Consider the following 16,652-nt stretch of genomic DNA (forward strand, 5'->3'; position numbering starts at 1 on the left):
GCTCGCTTTTTTATATTGTGATAGCTGTTACATCAAAAATGTCATCCAGCTGTTTCAATCCTTCAACTTCTTCTTTTTGCGGTTCTTTATCGACCGTAAGCATCATGATTGCGTCGCCGCCCTCATTTGAGCGCCCTACCTGCATCGTTGCGATATTCACTGCATATTGGGCGAGCAAGGTACCTACCCGGCCGATTGCTCCTGGCTGGTCTTTATGCCGAACGAGCAACATATGGCCGGCAGGTGTAACATCGACATAATAGTCATCCACCTTCACAATACGGGCACCCAAGCCATTGACAAGTGTTCCTGCAACTTGGTGTGTCACCGTCGCCGATTTCACTTCTACTGTTACTAGACTAGTGAATCCTCGTGTCGTAGAAGTCTTCTGCTCATTGATTGTAATACCTCGTTTTTTGGCTAAATGTGTCGCATTAACGTCATTCACATTTCCAAGGTACCGCTGCAGCAATCCTTTGACCGTATTTCGTGTCAATGGAGCAACCTCTTGGTCTGCCAGATCTCCTGCATAATAGACAGTCACTTCCTCGATTGCATCTGGCATAGTCCGAGCCAGGAAGGCTCCGAGCTTTTCAGCAAGATCAAAGTAAGGCTGAATTTTTCGCATGACTTCCGGAGAAATGGAGGAGAAGTTAACCGGATGAATCGCCTGCCCTCCCTGAAGAATCTGCATGACGTCCTTGCTGACATCGATCGCAACATTTTCCTGTGCTTCCACTGTGCTTGCGCCTAAATGCGGTGTGGCAATAACCTGCGGCAGCTCCAGCAGCTTATGATGAACCGCAGGCTCTTCTTCGAACACATCCAATGCTGCTCCAGCTACTTTACCGCTGATGATTGCTTCATACAAAGCATCTTCATCAATGATTCCGCCTCTTGCACAGTTGAGGATCTGCACACCATCTTTCATCTGAGCAAATGCCTCCGTGGAGATCATATGATGTGTTTCTTTCAGCAATGGCGTATGAACTGTCAGGAAGTCACTCGCTGCGAGAACTTCTTCCAATGTTCCATAGCCAATCCCCATCTTAACCGCACGGTCTTTCGTCAGGAATGGATCATAGGCGATCACATCCATACGCTGACCCTTAGCCCGGTAAGCCACTTCTGCTCCAATCCGGCCCATACCGACTATTCCAAGTGTCTTCCCCTTCAATTCCACACCGATATGCTGCTTGCGCTCCCAGCGTTCTTCTTTTAACGCAAGGAATGCCTGTGGGATGTTGCGCGCAAGTGACATCATCATCGCCACTGTGTGTTCCGCAGCGGAGTTTGTGTTCCCATCTGGTGCGTTGACAACGACTATGCCAAGCTCTGTCGCTGCTTCCAAATCGATATTATCTACACCAACACCGGCACGTCCGATTACTTTAAGATTCGGTGCAGCTTCCATGATTGCCCGTGTAACAGTTGTCTGGCTGCGGACAAGCAGTGCATGAAAATTACTGATTTTCTGGATGATTTCTGCTTCAGTCAGGCCAGTATCTACTGTGACAGCAAAGTCATCTGCTTGCGTTAATGGTGCCATGCCTTCTTCACTTAATGGATCACTGATTAGTATGTGGTAAGTCATGTTCAATTCGCTCCTTGTTCCAAGTAGATTTGCTGTGCAGCTGCCGTTCCTGCACCCAATGTTATTTGCTTGCCAATTTTCACAAGACCGATCTCCGCTGCTCCAATCACCTGCAGCACATCTGCTGGAGAGCAATATCCCATATGACCGATCCGGAAAATCTCACCCTTCATATGCTGCTGACCGCCTGCAAATGCCAGATTGAAGTCCTGCTTCACTTGCTTACGGAGCTTCTCAGCATCAAAATCTGTCGGTTTGATCGCCGTAACTGTCGGAGAAGCATACTCATCCTCTACAAGCAGCGGTACATCTAACGCACGGAATGCAGCTCGTGTCATATTCCGCATCAGACGATGTCTTGCATACACCTGCTCCAGCCCTTCTTCCTCAAGCAATGTCAGCACTTGTTCCAGCCCAAACAATATGGATAAAGCCGGCGTGAATGGTGTACTGTCTTTTTCCAGACCATCACGATATTTTGTCAGATCCAGATAGAATCGTGGCTGAGGATTGGCTTCAATCACTTTCCATGCCCGGTCACTTACTACTGCAAAGAACATACCGCCAGGCAGCATGAATGCCTTCTGCGTGCCTGTAACCAAAATATCGATACCCCATTTATCAAATTCCGTTTCGACACCTGCCACACAGGATACGCCATCAACGATGACCAAAGCTTCCGATACTTCATGCACCGCTTCAGCAATTTGTTTGATTGGGTTCAGCACTCCTGTGGACGTTTCACAATACGTAACAAAGACAGAGCTGATTTCCGGATGTTCCTTCAAGAATGTCTTGATATCCTCCGGATTTGCTGCCTCTCCCCATGTCACATCTAAGCGGTGGGCTTGAAGCTGATATGCTTGAGCTATCTTCACAAACCGATCACCAAATGCCCCCACAACTACAATCAGCACTTCATCTCCTGGCTTGGAAGTGTTGGCAACTGCTGCTTCCAGTCCAGCGGTTCCGCTGCCAGTCACAAGCAGTACATCCTGTTCTGTACCGAATACGGGCTTCAATTTTGGCTTAATCCGCTGCAGCAAAGCAGTTGTCTCCGCACCGCGATGGCCGATCATCGGCTGGCTCATTGCGCGCTGTACACTTGGCGGAATTGGTGATGGTCCTGGAATCCGTAGTAAAAGTTGATCTGGTAACATAATTTCTTTTCCTCCTTGGATTGTAAGATATCTTCACAGGTAAAAGAGCCCATAAGAAAAGCCTTCCGCTCCCTTACCTGATAAGTAAGGGGCGAAAAGCTTGGATCTACTCACGCGGTGCCACCCTTTTTCACTGTCTGCTTACACACGACAGCCTTCGTTGAAGCTATGCATAACGGGCATATGCCGGACAAACCTACTCAATTCAGTTTGCCTATTCAGAAGTGCTGCCCTTTGACGGATTATGCTAGTTCACACCAGCCACTAGCTCTCTTGGATAATCACGATCAAAGGTATGATCTTCATCAATATAGTTGTGTTTTGGTTCAATTTTTTATTTATCATAGCAGACACACAGCTATTGTCAATACGTTTTCTAATAATTATAGCAAATCGGATTGTTCGGATTTCGCTGTAATCTGCTTCCTTCTAGCTTTTTTGCTATACTGGAAAAAATAATAATTTTGCTGGAGGTATGAACTATGCATTTGGAAACAGCCGCCAAAATGATCGCAGATGCCTCGTCGGTGACGATCCTGACCGGAGCCGGCGTATCTACAGCCAGCGGTATTCCTGATTTCCGCTCCACCAATGGTCTTTGGACTGCTGATGAGGCTAGAGAATACTATATTTCTAATCACTATTTTTATAAGGATCCCGTGGATTTCTGGCAGAAATACAAGGATATTTTCCGAGTGAAGCTGCTTAAGGATTATGGTCCAAACCATGTACATCGCTATCTCAGAGATCTAGAGGTAAACGGAAAACAAATCACTGTCATCACCCAGAATGTTGACGGTCTTCATACCCTTGCTGGCAACGAACATGTCATCGAATACCATGGCACGTTGAATAGTGCCACATGCCCGAACTGCGGCAGTTCCTATGACTTGCCTTACCTATTGACAGCAGAAACTCCTGTTTGCGAAAAATGTGTGCATGTGCTGAAGCCAGACGTTGTCTTGTTTGGTGATCCGATTACCGAGCATGACAAAGCAGAACAGGCGATTCAGCAGAGCGAACTGGTTCTTGTACTAGGAACGTCCCTGCTCGTCAGTCCATTCAACATGCTTCCTGAATATGCAAACTCACTTGGAAAGCCATCTATCCTGATTAACCGGGAACCAACGGTCATGGATGCGCTATTTGATATTGTCATTTATGATGATCTTTCCAAAATCGTACAGCAGCTGCAAAAATAGCGAGCTCCTTAAGGGAGCTCGCTATTTTTTATTCGTATTGATAATGGTGAACAGGTTTGGACTGTTTAACTAACAGTACGAATACGACCGCTGCTACAGCGAAGGCTCCTGCAATGGTAAAGGCGAACTGTAAACCCGCTGTCATCGCCTGATCGGCACTTTGAGAAGCTACAGCTTGGCTGCCGCCGCTCATCAAGGTAATGAACAGGGCCGGACCAATCGCTCCAGAGATTTGGTTAAAGGCATTCAGAGAAGCACTGCCATGCGAATAGAGCTCCTCCGTCAATTGATTTAGTCCCAGTGTCGTCATCGGTGTCAAAATTAACCCAATAGCAAATGTAAAGCCAACATACAGCAACGTGAACTGCAGCATTGTCGTATCAGTTGAGATTGTCGTCATCAACCCAATCATGGCTACTAGAAGTACTGTTCCCGTGATAGCAAATGGTTTAGGACCGAATCGATCGGAAAGCCGACCAGTGAGCAAGGCCATGATTGCGATCATGATTCCGCCCGGGAACAGGACAATACCAGAATCAAATGCGCTAATTCCTAAAGCATCCTGCATGAACACAGGCAAGAGAATCATCGCTGCAAAGAAACACATCATAACTGTAATTGTCACCAATATTGCCATCAAGAAGTTTTTATTTTTGTATGGGCGCAGATCAAGCATCGGCGTCTCCAAATTAAATTGACGATAAGCGAAATATGCTATTGCAGTTAACCCAATCAATAAAGCACCCAGCACTAGCGGACTTGTCCATCCTTCTGCACCAGCACTGCTGAATCCGATAACGATTGAACCAAATCCGATCACTGCCAACACGACAGATAGAATATCGATTTTTGTACGTTTCGTCTCCAGTACATTTCGAACATAATAAGCAGCAAAAGCAAGCAAGACAAGTGTCACAGGCAATACACTGATGAAAACATACCGCCAGGAAGCCTGTTCCACAACAAGACCGGAAAATACAGGACCGATTGCCGGTGCAAACAATATCACTACCATGAGCAAACCGAGCATCGAACCACGTTTGGCGAGTGGAGTGATTGTGATGATCACCGTCGTTACAAGCGGGATGATAATCCCTGATCCAGAAGCTTGAATCACACGTCCGAGCAACAGAATAGCAAAGTTAGGAGCAATACCGGCAATCAGCGTTCCTATAAAGAAAAATGATAGTGCAGTAAGCAATAATTGACGCGTTGTAAAACGCTGCATGAGATAAGCACTGATCGGAATAAGAATACCGATAGTCAGCATATACCCTGTAGAAAGCCAATGCGCTGTCGTCGTTTGGATTCCAAGGGTCTCTTCTATATTGGGCAAAGCGACGTTCATAACAGTTTCATTTATCAATGCAATGAAATTCCCCACCATTAAGACAATGATCAACGGGATACGGTTTTCCACTTGCACATGCTTATCAATTGTTTGTGTAGTAGCAGCCATATAGATGCTCCTTTCCTTCTGTCAGATTAAGAATCAACTTTTTCCATTATAGAAGTTCTGCTATGAGATTCAAGCATCTTGTTCGTAATGGGCGGATATTATCAAATTAATTAAATTCTGAAAACTCAACATTAAAAAAGACCCTATTTAGAGGGTCTCGTGATATTAATATACCTTTAAAATATATAAAAAAAGGCATCATCCAGAAGGATGATGCCTTTTTCATTATTACTCGCTCACGTATGGCAATAGAGCCATTTGACGAGAACGTTTGATAGCGATTGTCAATTTACGTTGGTATTTTGCAGAAGTTCCAGTCACACGGCGAGGAAGAATTTTTCCACGCTCGGAGATGAAACGTCTAAGCAAATCAACGTCTTTGTAATCGATGTAAGTGATGCCATTTGCTGTGAAATAACATACTTTTCTGCGCTTAGCGCGACCACGACGTGCTGCCATATCAGATTGCCTCCCTTAGATTAGAATGGTAGATCATCATCAGAAATATCGATCGGTTCACCTTTATCACGGAAAGGATCCTGGTCGTTATTTCGATTATTATTGTTGTTGCTATTGAAGTTGTTGTTATTGTTGTTGTTGAAGTTCGAGTTCTGATTTTGGTATCCAGAAGAACCTTGTCCGCCTCCTTGAGAGCCACCTTTGGTCTCGAGGAATTGTACGCTATCCGCAACAATTTCCGTTATATATACACGGTTACCCTCTTGATTATCGAAGCTTCTCGTTTGGACACGGCCATCTACGCCAACCAGACTTCCTTTGCTCATGAAGTTCGCCAGATTTTCAGCTGGACGTCTCCATACAACACAGTTGATGAAATCTGCCTCACGTTCGCCTGACTGATTAGAGAAAGGACGGTTTACTGCTAAGGTAAAGTTGGCAACTGCCACTCCATTTGGTGTGTAACGCAGGTCCGGATCCTTGGTTAATCTGCCGACAAGTACGACACGATTTAACATCAGAACCCCTCCTTATTTCTCGTCTAGACGAATAGCCATCTGACGAATAATATCATCAGAGAACTTCGCTTGACGGTCGAATTCATTAATAGCGGCTTCATTGCCTTTTAGATTAATGATGAAGTAGTAGCCATCGCGGTGATCATTGATTTCGTAAGCAAGACGTTTCTTGCCTTTCTCGTCAACTTTCACGATTTCCGCACCATTATCAGTTAGGATTCCGTTGAAACGCTCAACTAGAGCAGTTTTAGCTTCTTCCTCGATATCTGGGCGGACGATGTACATGATTTCGTATTCTCTCATCCGTTTGCACCTCCTTTTGGACTTAACGGCTCTTATCTTTCATAAGAGCAAGGAGTAATCTTAATTACTCACAATGATGAATTATAGCAAATTATCTGCCGTTAAGCAAGTTTATTCCGCATATTTACAAATTGAGGATCCGACCTTACACGTTGAAACGGAAATGCATGACATCTCCATCTTTCACCAAATACTCTTTTCCTTCCAAGCGAACTTTCCCTCGTTCTTTTGCAACACTCATAGAACCAGCATCAACCAGATCATCGTAGGAAACAGTTTCTGCGCGAATGAATCCTTTTTCAAAGTCACTATGGATGATACCAGCTGTCTGAGGAGCTTTGTAGCCCATAGGGAACGTCCAAGCACGAACTTCCTGTTCACCAGCCGTAAAGTAAGTTGCCAGCCCAAGCAGGCTGTAGGACGCCTTAATTAGCTGATCCAAACCTGACTCCGGAATACCTAGCTCTTCGAGGAACATTTCTTTTTCCTCTCCTTCAAGCTCTGCAATTTCAGATTCAATCTTCGCACAAACAACAATAACCTGCGCACCTTCATTTGCCGCGAACTCCTGTACTTTGACAAGGTTTTGGTTCGCAGATGGATCTGCTACTTCTTCTTCGCTCACATTAGCAGCGTACAAGACTGGTTTGCTTGTCAACAAGTGCAAGCCTTTCACAATCTTACTTTGTTCATCTGTAAATTCCAGCGCACGTGCTGGTAGTTCATTCTCAAGTCCATCCTTAATTTTGGACAGTATCTCTTGCTCTACAACAGCGTCTTTGTCTTTTTGACGTGCAAGCTTTTCTACACGCTGCAGACGTTTGTTGACAGAATCAAGATCTGCAAAAATCAATTCTAGATTAATCGTTTCGATGTCATCGATAGGATCTACTTTCCCGGATACATGCGTAATATTTTCATCATCAAAGCAGCGTACCACGTGAACGATTGCATCTACTTGTCTGATGTGTGATAGGAACTGGTTTCCTAGTCCCTCGCCTTTACTTGCACCTTTCACGATACCAGCGATATCCGTGAACTCAAATGCAGTAGGGATAGTTTTTTTCGGTTTGACCAGTTCAGTCAATTTATTTAAACGTGAATCCGGGACTTCTACGATGCCGACATTCGGATCGATCGTACAGAACGGATAGTTTGCAGATTCCGCTCCCGCCTGTGTGATCGCATTGAACAATGTGGATTTACCGACGTTTGGTAATCCGACAATACCTGCTGTTAAAGCCATGTAATCTTCCACTCCTTAAGTGTCCTGGCCGCTTTTATCGTACAGCCGGCCAAAATAGATCTGCTTACTGAACACTCCGCCCAAAGGCCGGAAGATGGGGCAGTACCGGTAACTGACTTACGTAAAATCATGCCAGCTTGCCCTTACTTTGTCCAAGTAAACATACGTACTTCTAGAGTACACTATTCTTTATAAAACAGCAAAATTATGTGTGTATTTCTGCCATTTCTATACTTATTTATATTTTAAAAATGATTTCTTACATAGAAAAAAAAGAAGTCCTTCCGATGACAACATCAGACAGACTTCTATGTTTCACGTGAAACGCATATTTTAGTTTGTCGGTTCTTCAGCATGCTCCAAAACTTTTTTCATTTTTGTCTCGAATTTTTTCCGAGGAATAAGCACGCTATGACCGCAGCCTTCACATTTAATCCGGATATCCATGCCCAACCGGATAATCCTCCAGCGATTCTCGCCACATGGATGGGCTTTTTTCATTTGTACCACATCATTAAGCTGATAGACTTTGTCACTCACGAGCATTCCCCCTTACAACACTTTCCTGCATAAGCTCTTCTGCTTCTTGTTTATTATACATGACCAGCCTTGGAGCTGGAATACTGATATTACGTTCTAATAGTTTTGTTTTAATACGGTTTCTAGCTTCCCTTGCCACACCAAAATGCTGCATTGGCAAAGTCTCAATGATAGCTCGCAAAACGATGTGGGAAGTTGATAATGTCTCAACGCCTAAAAGCTGCGGAGTTGCTTGTATCTCAGGATATTCAGCCGGCATCTCCAGCAGCACCTGCATGATGACCTCTTCTGCTATTTGCAAATTCGCTTCGTAAGGTACATTGATATCTAATACTCCCAAGCTGTTGTGCACAGAAAAGTTTGTCACTTGTGTAATATTTCCATTCGGTATAATATGCAGTTCACCTGTCCAGTTACGAATCTTGGATGTCCGTAACCCAATCTCTTCTACATCTCCCCGCACACCAGCGGTCTGAACATTATCTCCTACTGAAAACTGGTTTTCGAAAATGATGAAGAAACCGCTGATAACATCCTTCACTAAGTTTTGCGCTCCGAAGCCAATAGCTAAACCAGCAACTCCGGCACTCGCAATCAATGCTCCAATGTTTAATCCAAGCTGTGATAACACCATCACGACAGCGGTGAAATACACTACATACGTGATTACATTTTGAATTAGCTTTTTCAATGTGTTCTCTCGGCGTTCTGATACGAGAGGAGCCTTTAATTTCGCTTTTTCTCTAAAGGAATTATGAAAAGTCCTCTCCACTATATTATTGGCTACACGAGTGACAACCATAGATAATATAATGATCATGACAATCTTAAACGCTGCTAATCCGAGGTTTGTCCAAAGCTCGGCACTCGTCAAATAGTCGTAAATACTGGTCCACTGCTCCTCTACATTCATGATGTGCGTATCTCCTCGTCCATTTGTTTTCTTTATATATTATCAGTTTTCTATTTCATTTTGTATCGATTTAGTATTGGATATACAAGAATGGCGGAGAGGATGTAAAGATTAGCAAAGCCAAAAATCGGGTACATCAAAGCTATCAAGTCTGTAAAACCAAGCTGTGTGAGCGGCAGCATAAGTAAGACAAGCACAGCTGCTTGCAGCCAGAGAGGTCCCTTCCATTTTGTTTGAAATCGTGAAACAATGCCCAGAACTCCGGAAACAGCAGAAGTATAGATAGCAAGCCATAAAACAATACTGATGCCGATAAGCACAATAGAGGGATAGTTCTTCAAAATATAGAACAACGGGATATCATAATGTGGAATTGCATGACTGATATGCATCAAATCATTATTGTATAAGTACGTAAGCGCACCAATGATAAGTCCGCTGCCGATACTCGCAATCCATAACTCCCCCTTCCCTTTCATGTGCTTACCAATTGCACCGATAACTGCGACAACAGGAAGAATGTTTAATGCGGTAAACGGGAATGCCGCTTGCCAATTTGCCTGTTCACGCCAATCCTGCAGCAGATCGATCTGTTCATGCCGTGTATAGACAACAAGAACAAGTACGAGACCTCCAACTAGGATAGGAAGGATATAACTATTCATCGAAACGACACCTTCTACATTGGATGTAAAAATCAGGATAATCATTAACGCAATGAAGAGGATGCCCAACCAATTCGGAATCTGATACATCGTTCCGGTAGCACCTCCGGCTGCAATCATAACAACTGTAACTGTAAATAAATAGAAAACAATTAACACATCATAAAAAGCAGCCAACTTTTTGCCGACAAGCCGCTCCAGTACCGGAAAGTAATGCGCGCTTCTTTCGGTGAAGCTAATATGCAGGATCACGTAACTGCATATTGTAAATAGAACGGTGAAAATGATGATAGCCAGTCCACTTTCATAGCCGAAAAATTGCCATATTTCTCTTCCCGAAGCATAACCAGCTCCTATTAACGTCGCCAATATTAAAAACATCCATTTCAGCCCTGCAGCCCACATCACAGTCCCTCCAATTTCATATGAACACGTATAGAAAAAGTTGAAAAGCTATATACTATTACCAATATGTGTATGGAGGATAAGCTATGAGCCTGAAGAGAATATTTACGAAAAAAAAGGAGTTCCGCTGCGACTATCAAGACCCCCTTCTTATGAGTAAAGCCTATGAAACAATCAGCTCATGGATTCCTGATGACCGAGAGATTGTTGTCCTTTGCATCGGTACGGATCGTTCGACTGGTGATGCGTTAGGACCCATAATAGGTTCATTTTTGACCGAAAAACCTTTGAACAGGCTTCATGTTTATGGGACGCTGGAATCGCCTGTGCATGCAGTCAATCTGGTTGAACGTCTGCAAATGATAGCGGAAAAACATCCGAATGCTTATATAATTGCAATTGATGCCTGCTTAGGCAGGACGACTTCCATAGGTTCCATCATCGTTTCTCCTACACCTCTTCGTCCGGGGGCTGCATTGAAAAAAAATCTTCCAGCAGTTGGAGATGCCCAAATAACTGGAATCGTTAATGCCAGCGGCGATATGGAGTATTTTGTGTTACAAAATACTCGCTTGCATCTTGTCATGCAGATTGCTTATAAAATCAGTGCCCTATTGATTGCCGTCGATCGCAAACAAGTTCCTATACTATCACCCGACACAACAGCTGCTGAAAATTGACATGTTTCACGTGAAACAAACAAAAAAGCCAACAGAAGCATAAGCTCCCGTTGGCTTTTATCTATTCAATACACTTAATATTCTCTCTAAGTCTTCATCGGAAAAGAATTGAATTTCAATCTTTCCTTTTCGCTTACCACGATGAATTGTTACATCCGTTCCAAATTGGTTACGCAGCTGAGATTCAGTTTGAACAAGAAAAATATCCTTTATAGCTTTCTTTTTCTCAGGTTCTGGAAGATTATTGTTCATCTTGATGATGAGTTGCTCTACTTGCCGGACATTCAGCGATTCATTGCGTATTTTCTCGACTAGCGATTGCAATTTCTTTTTATCTTTTAATCCCAATAGGGCGCGCCCGTGACCCATTGATAGTTCTCCATGATTGATTAAATCACTAATTTCAGGAGGAAGCGTCAATAGACGAACAAGATTCGCTATATGAGAGCGGCTCTTTCCTAAGCGTTTTGCTAAGATCTCCTGTGTGATATCCAATTCCTTCATCAGATTGGAATAAGCTTGTGCTTCTTCAATCGGAGTGAGATCTTCTCTCTGAAGGTTTTCCAGCAAGGCAAGTTCCATCATCTTCTCATCATCCAATGACTTGACGATGACAGGCACTTTTTTCAGACCTGCTGCTTTAGCTGCACGAAATCTTCTTTCTCCCGCGACAATTTCATAGCCTTTTATACTCTTACGGACAATGAGTGGCTGCAGGATGCCATATTCTTGAATTGATTGTGACAATTCCTCAATTGCATCTGCAGAAAAGACTTTGCGCGGTTGATATGGATTCGCCCGGCATTCCTTGATTGCAATTTCCTGAATCTGATCTTCTTCCTTCATTTCCAATTCTGGAAAGAAAGCATTAAGACCTTTCCCCAACCCTTTGGCCATGCGCCATCACTTCCTTTGCTAAGTCTAAATAAACTTCTGCACCACGCGACTTCGGATCGTAAATAATGATTGGCTGACCATAACTAGGTGCTTCTCCCAACCGAACATTTCTTGGAATGATCGACTGGTACACTTTATCCTGAAAATATTTCTTTACCTCTTCAATAACTTGAATACCAAGATTCGTACGGGCATCAAGCATCGTCAGCAATACGCCTTCGATCATTAGATGCTTGTTCAAATGCTTTTGTACAAGGCGAATCGTATTCAATAGCTGACTCAGCCCTTCTAATGCATAATACTCACATTGTACTGGGATAAGGACAGTATCCGCCGCTGTCAGCGAATTCAAAGTCAACAATCCTAAAGAAGGCGGACAATCAATGATGACATAATCATAATTGTCTTTCACACTATCAATCGCCTTTTTCAGACGGACTTCTCTTGAGATCGTAGGTACTAGCTCGATCTCGGCTCCTGCAAGCTGAATAGTAGCCGGAATGACATCCAAATTATCAACAGCAGTTGATACAAGGACTTGTTCGGCTTCCATATCTTCAACTAGGACGTTATATACACAATTTTCGACATCTGCTTTGTTTACACCAACACCGCTTGTAGCATTTCCTTGCGGATCAATGTCTACTAGCAAAACCTTATTTCCTAAAAAAGCCAGGCAAGCACTCAAATTGACGCTGGAAGTTGTCTTCCCTACGCCGCCTTTTTGATTTGCTATTGCGATTACTTTGCCCATGGTGTCACCTACCTCAAACTCAATACATTTATTCTATCATTTTTTCATAGAAACCGACGGATTAATTCAAGATTTTGAAAAGTTAGCTCCCTTTTCCTATATAAAAACCCATCTTTCTGCAAGATGGGTATACTATTAGAGCACTTATTCAAGATTTTTTCGGTATTTTAATCGTAATTTGGTAGTAATCGTCCTTATCCTCTTCCTCTGTTTCCAAGTTGATACCGGTATCGGAAACCATGGAAAGTGATTGGCGGATTGTATTCATGGCAATGCGCATATCCTTGTTAATACCCTTCAGCTTCGGACGTTTCTTTTTCGGCTGGGCGTTCACTATACGGGCGATGCGTGCCTCTGTCTCTTTTACATTTAATTCTTTATCTATGATTTCCTGCAAAATCAATTCTTGTTTCTCTGCATCTTTCAAAGCAATAAGCGCACGAGCATGCCTCTCTGTGATTTTCTTTGCCAATAATGCTTGCTGCACAGATTCTGGCAGTTTTAATAGTCGCATCTTATTGGCAATAGTTGATTGGCTTTTTCCGAGACGCTGCGCCAATGCTTCCTGGGTCAAAGAATGCAGCTCTAATAAACGCTCGTATGCGAGTGCTTCTTCGATCACAGTCAGCTCTTCTCGCTGCAGATTTTCAATCAGTGCTACAGAGGCCGTCTCTGTATCCGACATTTCACGGATGATGGCAGGCACTGTTTCCCATTCTAAGGACTGCACAGCACGCCAGCGACGCTCTCCTGCAATCAATTCATAGCTGCCTTCAGAATTTTTCCGAACAACAATTGGCTGGATGATGCCATGTGTGCGAATTGTCTGTGCAAGCTCTTTGATCTTATCCTCTTGGAAAACAGTTCTTGGTTGGTATTGGTTCGGGACAATATCCTGTACCCGAAGGTTTAATACTTCATCCTGATGCGCATCGTTTTCCGTTTCTGCTGAATCCGATTTATCACCTAGCCCAAAAATACGGCTGAACGGGTGTAACATCCTCAGACACCACCTTTTTTTACAATCCTAATCTAGCAAGCAGGTACATAAGGAATAGTAAATGTTTCACGTGAAACATGTATAAAAAGGCGCAGCAGTTCTAAAGTAGAAGCTGCTGCGCTCACATAAGCCGAGCCAGTTCCTTATCTACTATTTTATCATAGATTGGTTGAGAATGGTAAGCTGTATGGTACTTCATTCACTAATTTTCTTCTGTTTTAAACGATCGGCTCGCGGTTTGGAACCCCTGCTTTACGTGGATATTTCTTCGGTGTCTTTCGGCGTTTGGCAATAATGGCTATATTTCGCTCTCCGCCTTCTTCTGGAAGATCGAAGGTAAAGCTTTCTACCAATTCACCGCCCAACAATTGAATTGCCGGTTCCGCGTCTCGAAGCTCTGTTTCCAGATTAGGTCCTTTCATAGCGATAAAATGACCTTTTGTCCGGCAAAGCGGCAGACACAACTCTGACAGTACGGACATCCGAGCTACTGCTCTTGCCGTGACCAAATCATAAGACTCCCGGAAAGCATCATTTTTCCCAAAATTCTCTGCTCGATCATGATAAAAAGCGACATTGGATAAGCCGAGCTTCGATGCAAGCTCATTGAGGAATGTAATTCTCTTCTTCAAGGAGTCGACAATCGTCACTTTCAGCTCCGGAAAGACTATTTTTAGCGGGATAGATGGAAATCCAGCTCCTGCCCCGACATCACAAATACTTTCGTCTCCTTTGAAATCAAAGAAGAAAGCAGCGGAAATGGAATCATAGAAGTGTTTTAAATACACTTCTCCCTTTTCCGTAATTGCTGTTAAATTCATCTTTTCATTCCACTCAACCAATAGATGGAAATAATCCTCCAGCTGCTTTTGCTGCTGATCAGATAACGTAATTCCTTGCTCATCCAATTGTTGTAGAAAATCTGCTTGGTTCATCCTGTACCTCTTTTCGACAGATTATTGATTCGCTGCTTTCGTGTGACCACCTTGTTCGATAAATACGAGCAGGATGGAAACATCCGCTGGGTTTACACCGGAAATCCGGGAAGCCTGGCCAACAGATAGCGGGCGGACTTTTTTCAGTTTCTCACGTGCTTCTGTTGCAAGCCCGCTGACATCATCATAATTAATGATATCTGGTATTTTCTTATCTTCCATACGCTTCATACGTTCTACTTGCTGCATGGATTTCTTAATATAGCCTTCATACTTCGTTTGGATCTCAACTTGCTCTTTAACATCAGCAGGCAGATCTTTGTCTGCTGGAACAATTTTCTCCAGCAAGCTGTATTTAATCTCAGGACGTTTCAATAGATCAGATGCGCGCTGTGCTTCCTTCATGACGGATTCTGCTTCTTCCATCAACTCCAGTACATGCGGCTCTGTCTTAATGATGATTCCTTCCAAACGGTTCCGTTCCTCTTCAATCAGGCGTTTTTTCTCTAGGAAGCGCGCGTAGCGTTCTTCATTGATCATGCCGATTCGATGTCCAATCTCAGTAAGACGCATATCCGCATTATCATGACGAAGCAGTAAACGGTATTCTGCACGAGATGTTAGCAAGCGGTAAGGCTCATTTGTTCCTTTTGTTACCAAGTCATCAATCATAACACCAATGTAGGCTTGAGAACGGTCCAGAATGACTGGTTCTTTGCCTAATGCTTTCGCAGCGGCATTAATACCTGCCATAATACCTTGTCCAGATGCTTCTTCATAGCCGGATGTACCGTTTATTTGGCCCGCTGTGTAAAGACCAGGAATTTTTTTCGTTTCCAGAGTCGGCCATAGCTGTGTCGGTACCATTGCATCATACTCGATTGCATAGCCGGCGCGCATAATTTCAGCTTTTTCTAAACCAGGGATCGTTTGAAGCATCTCTTTTTGGACGTATTCTGGTAAGGAAGTAGACAATCCTTGTACGTATACCTCTTCTGTATTGCGTCCTTCCGGCTCCAAGAAGATCTGGTGGCGCGGTTTATCATTAAAACGGACAACTTTATCCTCAATAGACGGACAGTAGCGTGGCCCTGTTCCTTTGATCATGCCGGAATACATAGCAGATAGGCCTAGGTTTTCGTTGATAACATTGTGTGTGAATTCGTTTGTGTAAGTCAGCCAGCAAGGGATTTGATCGGTAATGAATTCTGTTGTTTCATAAGAGAACGCAAGCGGTTCTTCGTCTCCTGGCTGAATTTCTGTTTTGGAATAATCGATAGAACGGCTGTTAACACGTGGCGGTGTGCCAGTTTTGAACCGTACCATTTCCAAACCAAGTTCTTCAAGATGCTCTGACAACGTAACGGATGCACGCTGATTGTTCGGACCGCTCTCATAGGAAATATCTCCGATGATGACGCGTCCGCGCATGAATGTTCCAGTCGTGATTACTACTGTTTTTGCGTAATAAGCAGCTTTCGTTTCAGTGATGACGCCTTTGCAGACACCATCTTCAATGATTAAACGGTCTACCATTGCTTGGCGCATCGTCAGATTTTCTTGGCTTTCCAATGTTTTCTTCATTTCTGTAATATATAGCGGTTTATCCGCTTGAGCTCGTAATGCACGAACAGCAGGACCTTTTCCTGTGTTAAGCATGCGCATTTGGATATACGTTTTATCAATTACTTTTCCCATCACGCCGCCAAGTGCATCGATTTCGCGCACAACGACACCTTTTGCAGGTCCGCCGACGGATGGATTACATGGCATGAATCCTGTCATGTCAAGGTTCATGGACAGCATTAAGGTATTAGCACCCATTTTCGCTGCTGCTACACCAGCTTCACAGCCTGCGTGTCCTGCACCTATGACGATAACATCATAATGCCCAGCATCGTATGTCATGTTCATTCTCTCCT

The 16,652-nt window shown here is 43.6% G+C and carries 17 protein-coding genes and 1 other annotated feature; of the genes, 2 read left to right on the forward strand and 15 right to left on the reverse strand.

Annotated features, from left to right (window positions below):
• Positions 1 to 10 precede the first annotated feature (10 nt).
• Together serA and AE2B122_RS10590 are read right to left on the reverse strand one after the other, a co-directional pair.
• Positions 11 to 1,594, reverse strand: a complete 1,584-nt coding sequence (gene serA, locus AE2B122_RS10585; protein WP_175074049.1) for a phosphoglycerate dehydrogenase — start codon at positions 1,592 to 1,594, stop codon at positions 11 to 13.
• 2 nt (positions 1,595 to 1,596) lie between these two features.
• Positions 1,597 to 2,754, reverse strand: a complete 1,158-nt coding sequence (locus AE2B122_RS10590; RefSeq protein WP_175074050.1) for an alanine--glyoxylate aminotransferase family protein — start codon at positions 2,752 to 2,754, stop codon at positions 1,597 to 1,599.
• A gap of 84 nt (positions 2,755 to 2,838) precedes the next feature.
• Positions 2,839 to 3,072, reverse strand: a binding site (T-box leader).
• 164 nt (positions 3,073 to 3,236) lie between these two features.
• On the opposite strand from AE2B122_RS10590, the gene AE2B122_RS10595 reads away from it, so the two are divergent.
• Positions 3,237 to 3,956, forward strand: a complete 720-nt coding sequence (locus AE2B122_RS10595; protein ID WP_175074051.1) for an NAD-dependent protein deacylase — start codon at positions 3,237 to 3,239, stop codon at positions 3,954 to 3,956.
• A 28-nt stretch (positions 3,957 to 3,984) separates the two neighbouring features.
• Here AE2B122_RS10595 and AE2B122_RS10600 read toward each other — a convergent pair whose 3' ends face one another.
• The 8 genes from AE2B122_RS10600 to AE2B122_RS10635 form a co-directional block, all read right to left on the reverse strand.
• A complete protein-coding gene (locus tag AE2B122_RS10600; RefSeq protein WP_175074052.1) occupies positions 3,985 to 5,415 on the reverse strand; it encodes an MDR family MFS transporter in 1,431 nt (476 codons plus the stop codon).
• Between the two features lie 228 nt (positions 5,416 to 5,643).
• A complete protein-coding gene (gene rpsR, locus AE2B122_RS10605) occupies positions 5,644 to 5,874 on the reverse strand; it encodes a 30S ribosomal protein S18 (RefSeq protein WP_038562624.1) in 231 nt (76 codons plus the stop codon).
• A 20-nt stretch (positions 5,875 to 5,894) separates the two neighbouring features.
• Positions 5,895 to 6,392 carry a single-stranded DNA-binding protein gene (ssb, locus tag AE2B122_RS10610; protein WP_038562622.1) on the reverse strand — a complete coding sequence of 166 codons (498 nt, stop codon included), beginning with the start codon at positions 6,390 to 6,392 and terminating at the stop codon, positions 5,895 to 5,897.
• Between the two features lie 12 nt (positions 6,393 to 6,404).
• On the reverse strand, positions 6,405 to 6,695 hold the full coding sequence (gene rpsF, locus AE2B122_RS10615) for a 30S ribosomal protein S6 (protein ID WP_095220687.1): 291 nt from the start codon (positions 6,693 to 6,695) through the stop codon (positions 6,405 to 6,407).
• Between the two features lie 145 nt (positions 6,696 to 6,840).
• Positions 6,841 to 7,941, reverse strand: coding sequence for a redox-regulated ATPase YchF (ychF, locus tag AE2B122_RS10620; RefSeq protein WP_095220688.1), 1,101 nt, complete (start codon positions 7,939 to 7,941; stop codon positions 6,841 to 6,843).
• Between the two features lie 333 nt (positions 7,942 to 8,274).
• Positions 8,275 to 8,481: a DUF951 domain-containing protein gene (locus AE2B122_RS10625; protein WP_038562615.1), complete on the reverse strand. Its 207-nt coding sequence runs from the start codon at positions 8,479 to 8,481 to the stop codon at positions 8,275 to 8,277.
• The gene (locus tag AE2B122_RS10630; RefSeq protein WP_175074053.1) at positions 8,474 to 9,394 is read right to left on the reverse strand and encodes a mechanosensitive ion channel family protein; all 921 of its coding nucleotides are present in this window, start codon (positions 9,392 to 9,394) and stop codon (positions 8,474 to 8,476) included. Before AE2B122_RS10630 ends, AE2B122_RS10625 begins: the two co-directional genes overlap by 8 nt.
• Positions 9,395 to 9,444: 50 nt before the next feature.
• Positions 9,445 to 10,464, reverse strand: a complete 1,020-nt coding sequence (locus tag AE2B122_RS10635; protein ID WP_175074054.1) for a hypothetical protein — start codon at positions 10,462 to 10,464, stop codon at positions 9,445 to 9,447.
• Positions 10,465 to 10,550: 86 nt separating this feature from the next.
• On the opposite strand from AE2B122_RS10635, the gene yyaC reads away from it, so the two are divergent.
• Positions 10,551 to 11,144 carry a spore protease YyaC gene (yyaC, locus tag AE2B122_RS10640; RefSeq protein WP_095230487.1) on the forward strand — a complete coding sequence of 198 codons (594 nt, stop codon included), beginning with the start codon at positions 10,551 to 10,553 and terminating at the stop codon, positions 11,142 to 11,144.
• Between the two features lie 57 nt (positions 11,145 to 11,201).
• Here the strand turns inward: yyaC and AE2B122_RS10645 are convergent, their stop codons facing one another.
• The 5 genes from AE2B122_RS10645 to mnmG form a co-directional block, all read right to left on the reverse strand.
• Positions 11,202 to 12,041: a ParB/RepB/Spo0J family partition protein gene (locus AE2B122_RS10645; protein WP_095220692.1), complete on the reverse strand. Its 840-nt coding sequence runs from the start codon at positions 12,039 to 12,041 to the stop codon at positions 11,202 to 11,204.
• Positions 12,013 to 12,795: a ParA family protein gene (locus AE2B122_RS10650; RefSeq protein ID WP_095220693.1), complete on the reverse strand. Its 783-nt coding sequence runs from the start codon at positions 12,793 to 12,795 to the stop codon at positions 12,013 to 12,015. Before AE2B122_RS10650 ends, AE2B122_RS10645 begins: the two co-directional genes overlap by 29 nt.
• Before the next feature lie 148 nt (positions 12,796 to 12,943).
• Entirely contained in the window at positions 12,944 to 13,795 is an 852-nt protein-coding gene (gene noc / locus AE2B122_RS10655) for a nucleoid occlusion protein (RefSeq protein WP_095220694.1), read from the reverse strand.
• Positions 13,796 to 14,013: 218 nt separating this feature from the next.
• Positions 14,014 to 14,730: a 16S rRNA (guanine(527)-N(7))-methyltransferase RsmG gene (gene rsmG, locus AE2B122_RS10660; RefSeq protein ID WP_095220695.1), complete on the reverse strand. Its 717-nt coding sequence runs from the start codon at positions 14,728 to 14,730 to the stop codon at positions 14,014 to 14,016.
• Between the two features lie 21 nt (positions 14,731 to 14,751).
• Complete coding sequence (mnmG, locus tag AE2B122_RS10665) at positions 14,752 to 16,638, reverse strand: tRNA uridine-5-carboxymethylaminomethyl(34) synthesis enzyme MnmG (protein ID WP_095220696.1); 1,887 nt, start codon at positions 16,636 to 16,638, stop codon at positions 14,752 to 14,754.
• Positions 16,639 to 16,652: the final 14 nt, after the last annotated feature.

The organism is Terribacillus sp. AE2B 122, assembly GCF_902497585.1.
In the GTDB taxonomy this organism is placed as follows: Bacteria; Bacillota; Bacilli; order Bacillales; family Amphibacillaceae; genus Terribacillus; species Terribacillus saccharophilus_A.

What these genes read in the sequence shown, in the direction of transcription:
- AE2B122_RS10600 (WP_175074052.1), bottom strand. Translation starts at nt 5,415, where the DNA reads ATGGCTGCTACTACACAAACAATTGATAAGCATGTGCAAGTGGAAAAC.
- noc (WP_095220694.1), bottom strand. Translation starts at nt 13,795, where the DNA reads ATGTTACACCCGTTCAGCCGTATTTTTGGGCTAGGTGATAAATCGGAT.
- AE2B122_RS10645 (WP_095220692.1), bottom strand. Translation starts at nt 12,041, where the DNA reads ATGGCCAAAGGGTTGGGGAAAGGTCTTAATGCTTTCTTTCCAGAATTG.
- AE2B122_RS10595 (WP_175074051.1), top strand. Translation starts at nt 3,237, where the DNA reads ATGCATTTGGAAACAGCCGCCAAAATGATCGCAGATGCCTCGTCGGTG.
- AE2B122_RS10635 (WP_175074054.1), bottom strand. Translation starts at nt 10,464, where the DNA reads ATGTGGGCTGCAGGGCTGAAATGGATGTTTTTAATATTGGCGACGTTA.
- AE2B122_RS10650 (WP_095220693.1), bottom strand. Translation starts at nt 12,795, where the DNA reads ATGGGCAAAGTAATCGCAATAGCAAATCAAAAAGGCGGCGTAGGGAAG.
- yyaC (WP_095230487.1), top strand. Translation starts at nt 10,551, where the DNA reads ATGAGCCTGAAGAGAATATTTACGAAAAAAAAGGAGTTCCGCTGCGAC.
- serA (WP_175074049.1), bottom strand. Translation starts at nt 1,594, where the DNA reads ATGACTTACCACATACTAATCAGTGATCCATTAAGTGAAGAAGGCATG.
- AE2B122_RS10590 (WP_175074050.1), bottom strand. Translation starts at nt 2,754, where the DNA reads ATGTTACCAGATCAACTTTTACTACGGATTCCAGGACCATCACCAATT.
- AE2B122_RS10630 (WP_175074053.1), bottom strand. Translation starts at nt 9,394, where the DNA reads ATGAATGTAGAGGAGCAGTGGACCAGTATTTACGACTATTTGACGAGT.
- rsmG (WP_095220695.1), bottom strand. Translation starts at nt 14,730, where the DNA reads ATGAACCAAGCAGATTTTCTACAACAATTGGATGAGCAAGGAATTACG.
- rpsF (WP_095220687.1), bottom strand. Translation starts at nt 6,695, where the DNA reads ATGAGAGAATACGAAATCATGTACATCGTCCGCCCAGATATCGAGGAA.
- ychF (WP_095220688.1), bottom strand. Translation starts at nt 7,941, where the DNA reads ATGGCTTTAACAGCAGGTATTGTCGGATTACCAAACGTCGGTAAATCC.
- mnmG (WP_095220696.1), bottom strand. Translation starts at nt 16,638, where the DNA reads ATGACATACGATGCTGGGCATTATGATGTTATCGTCATAGGTGCAGGA.
- rpsR (WP_038562624.1), bottom strand. Translation starts at nt 5,874, where the DNA reads ATGGCAGCACGTCGTGGTCGCGCTAAGCGCAGAAAAGTATGTTATTTC.
- ssb (WP_038562622.1), bottom strand. Translation starts at nt 6,392, where the DNA reads ATGTTAAATCGTGTCGTACTTGTCGGCAGATTAACCAAGGATCCGGAC.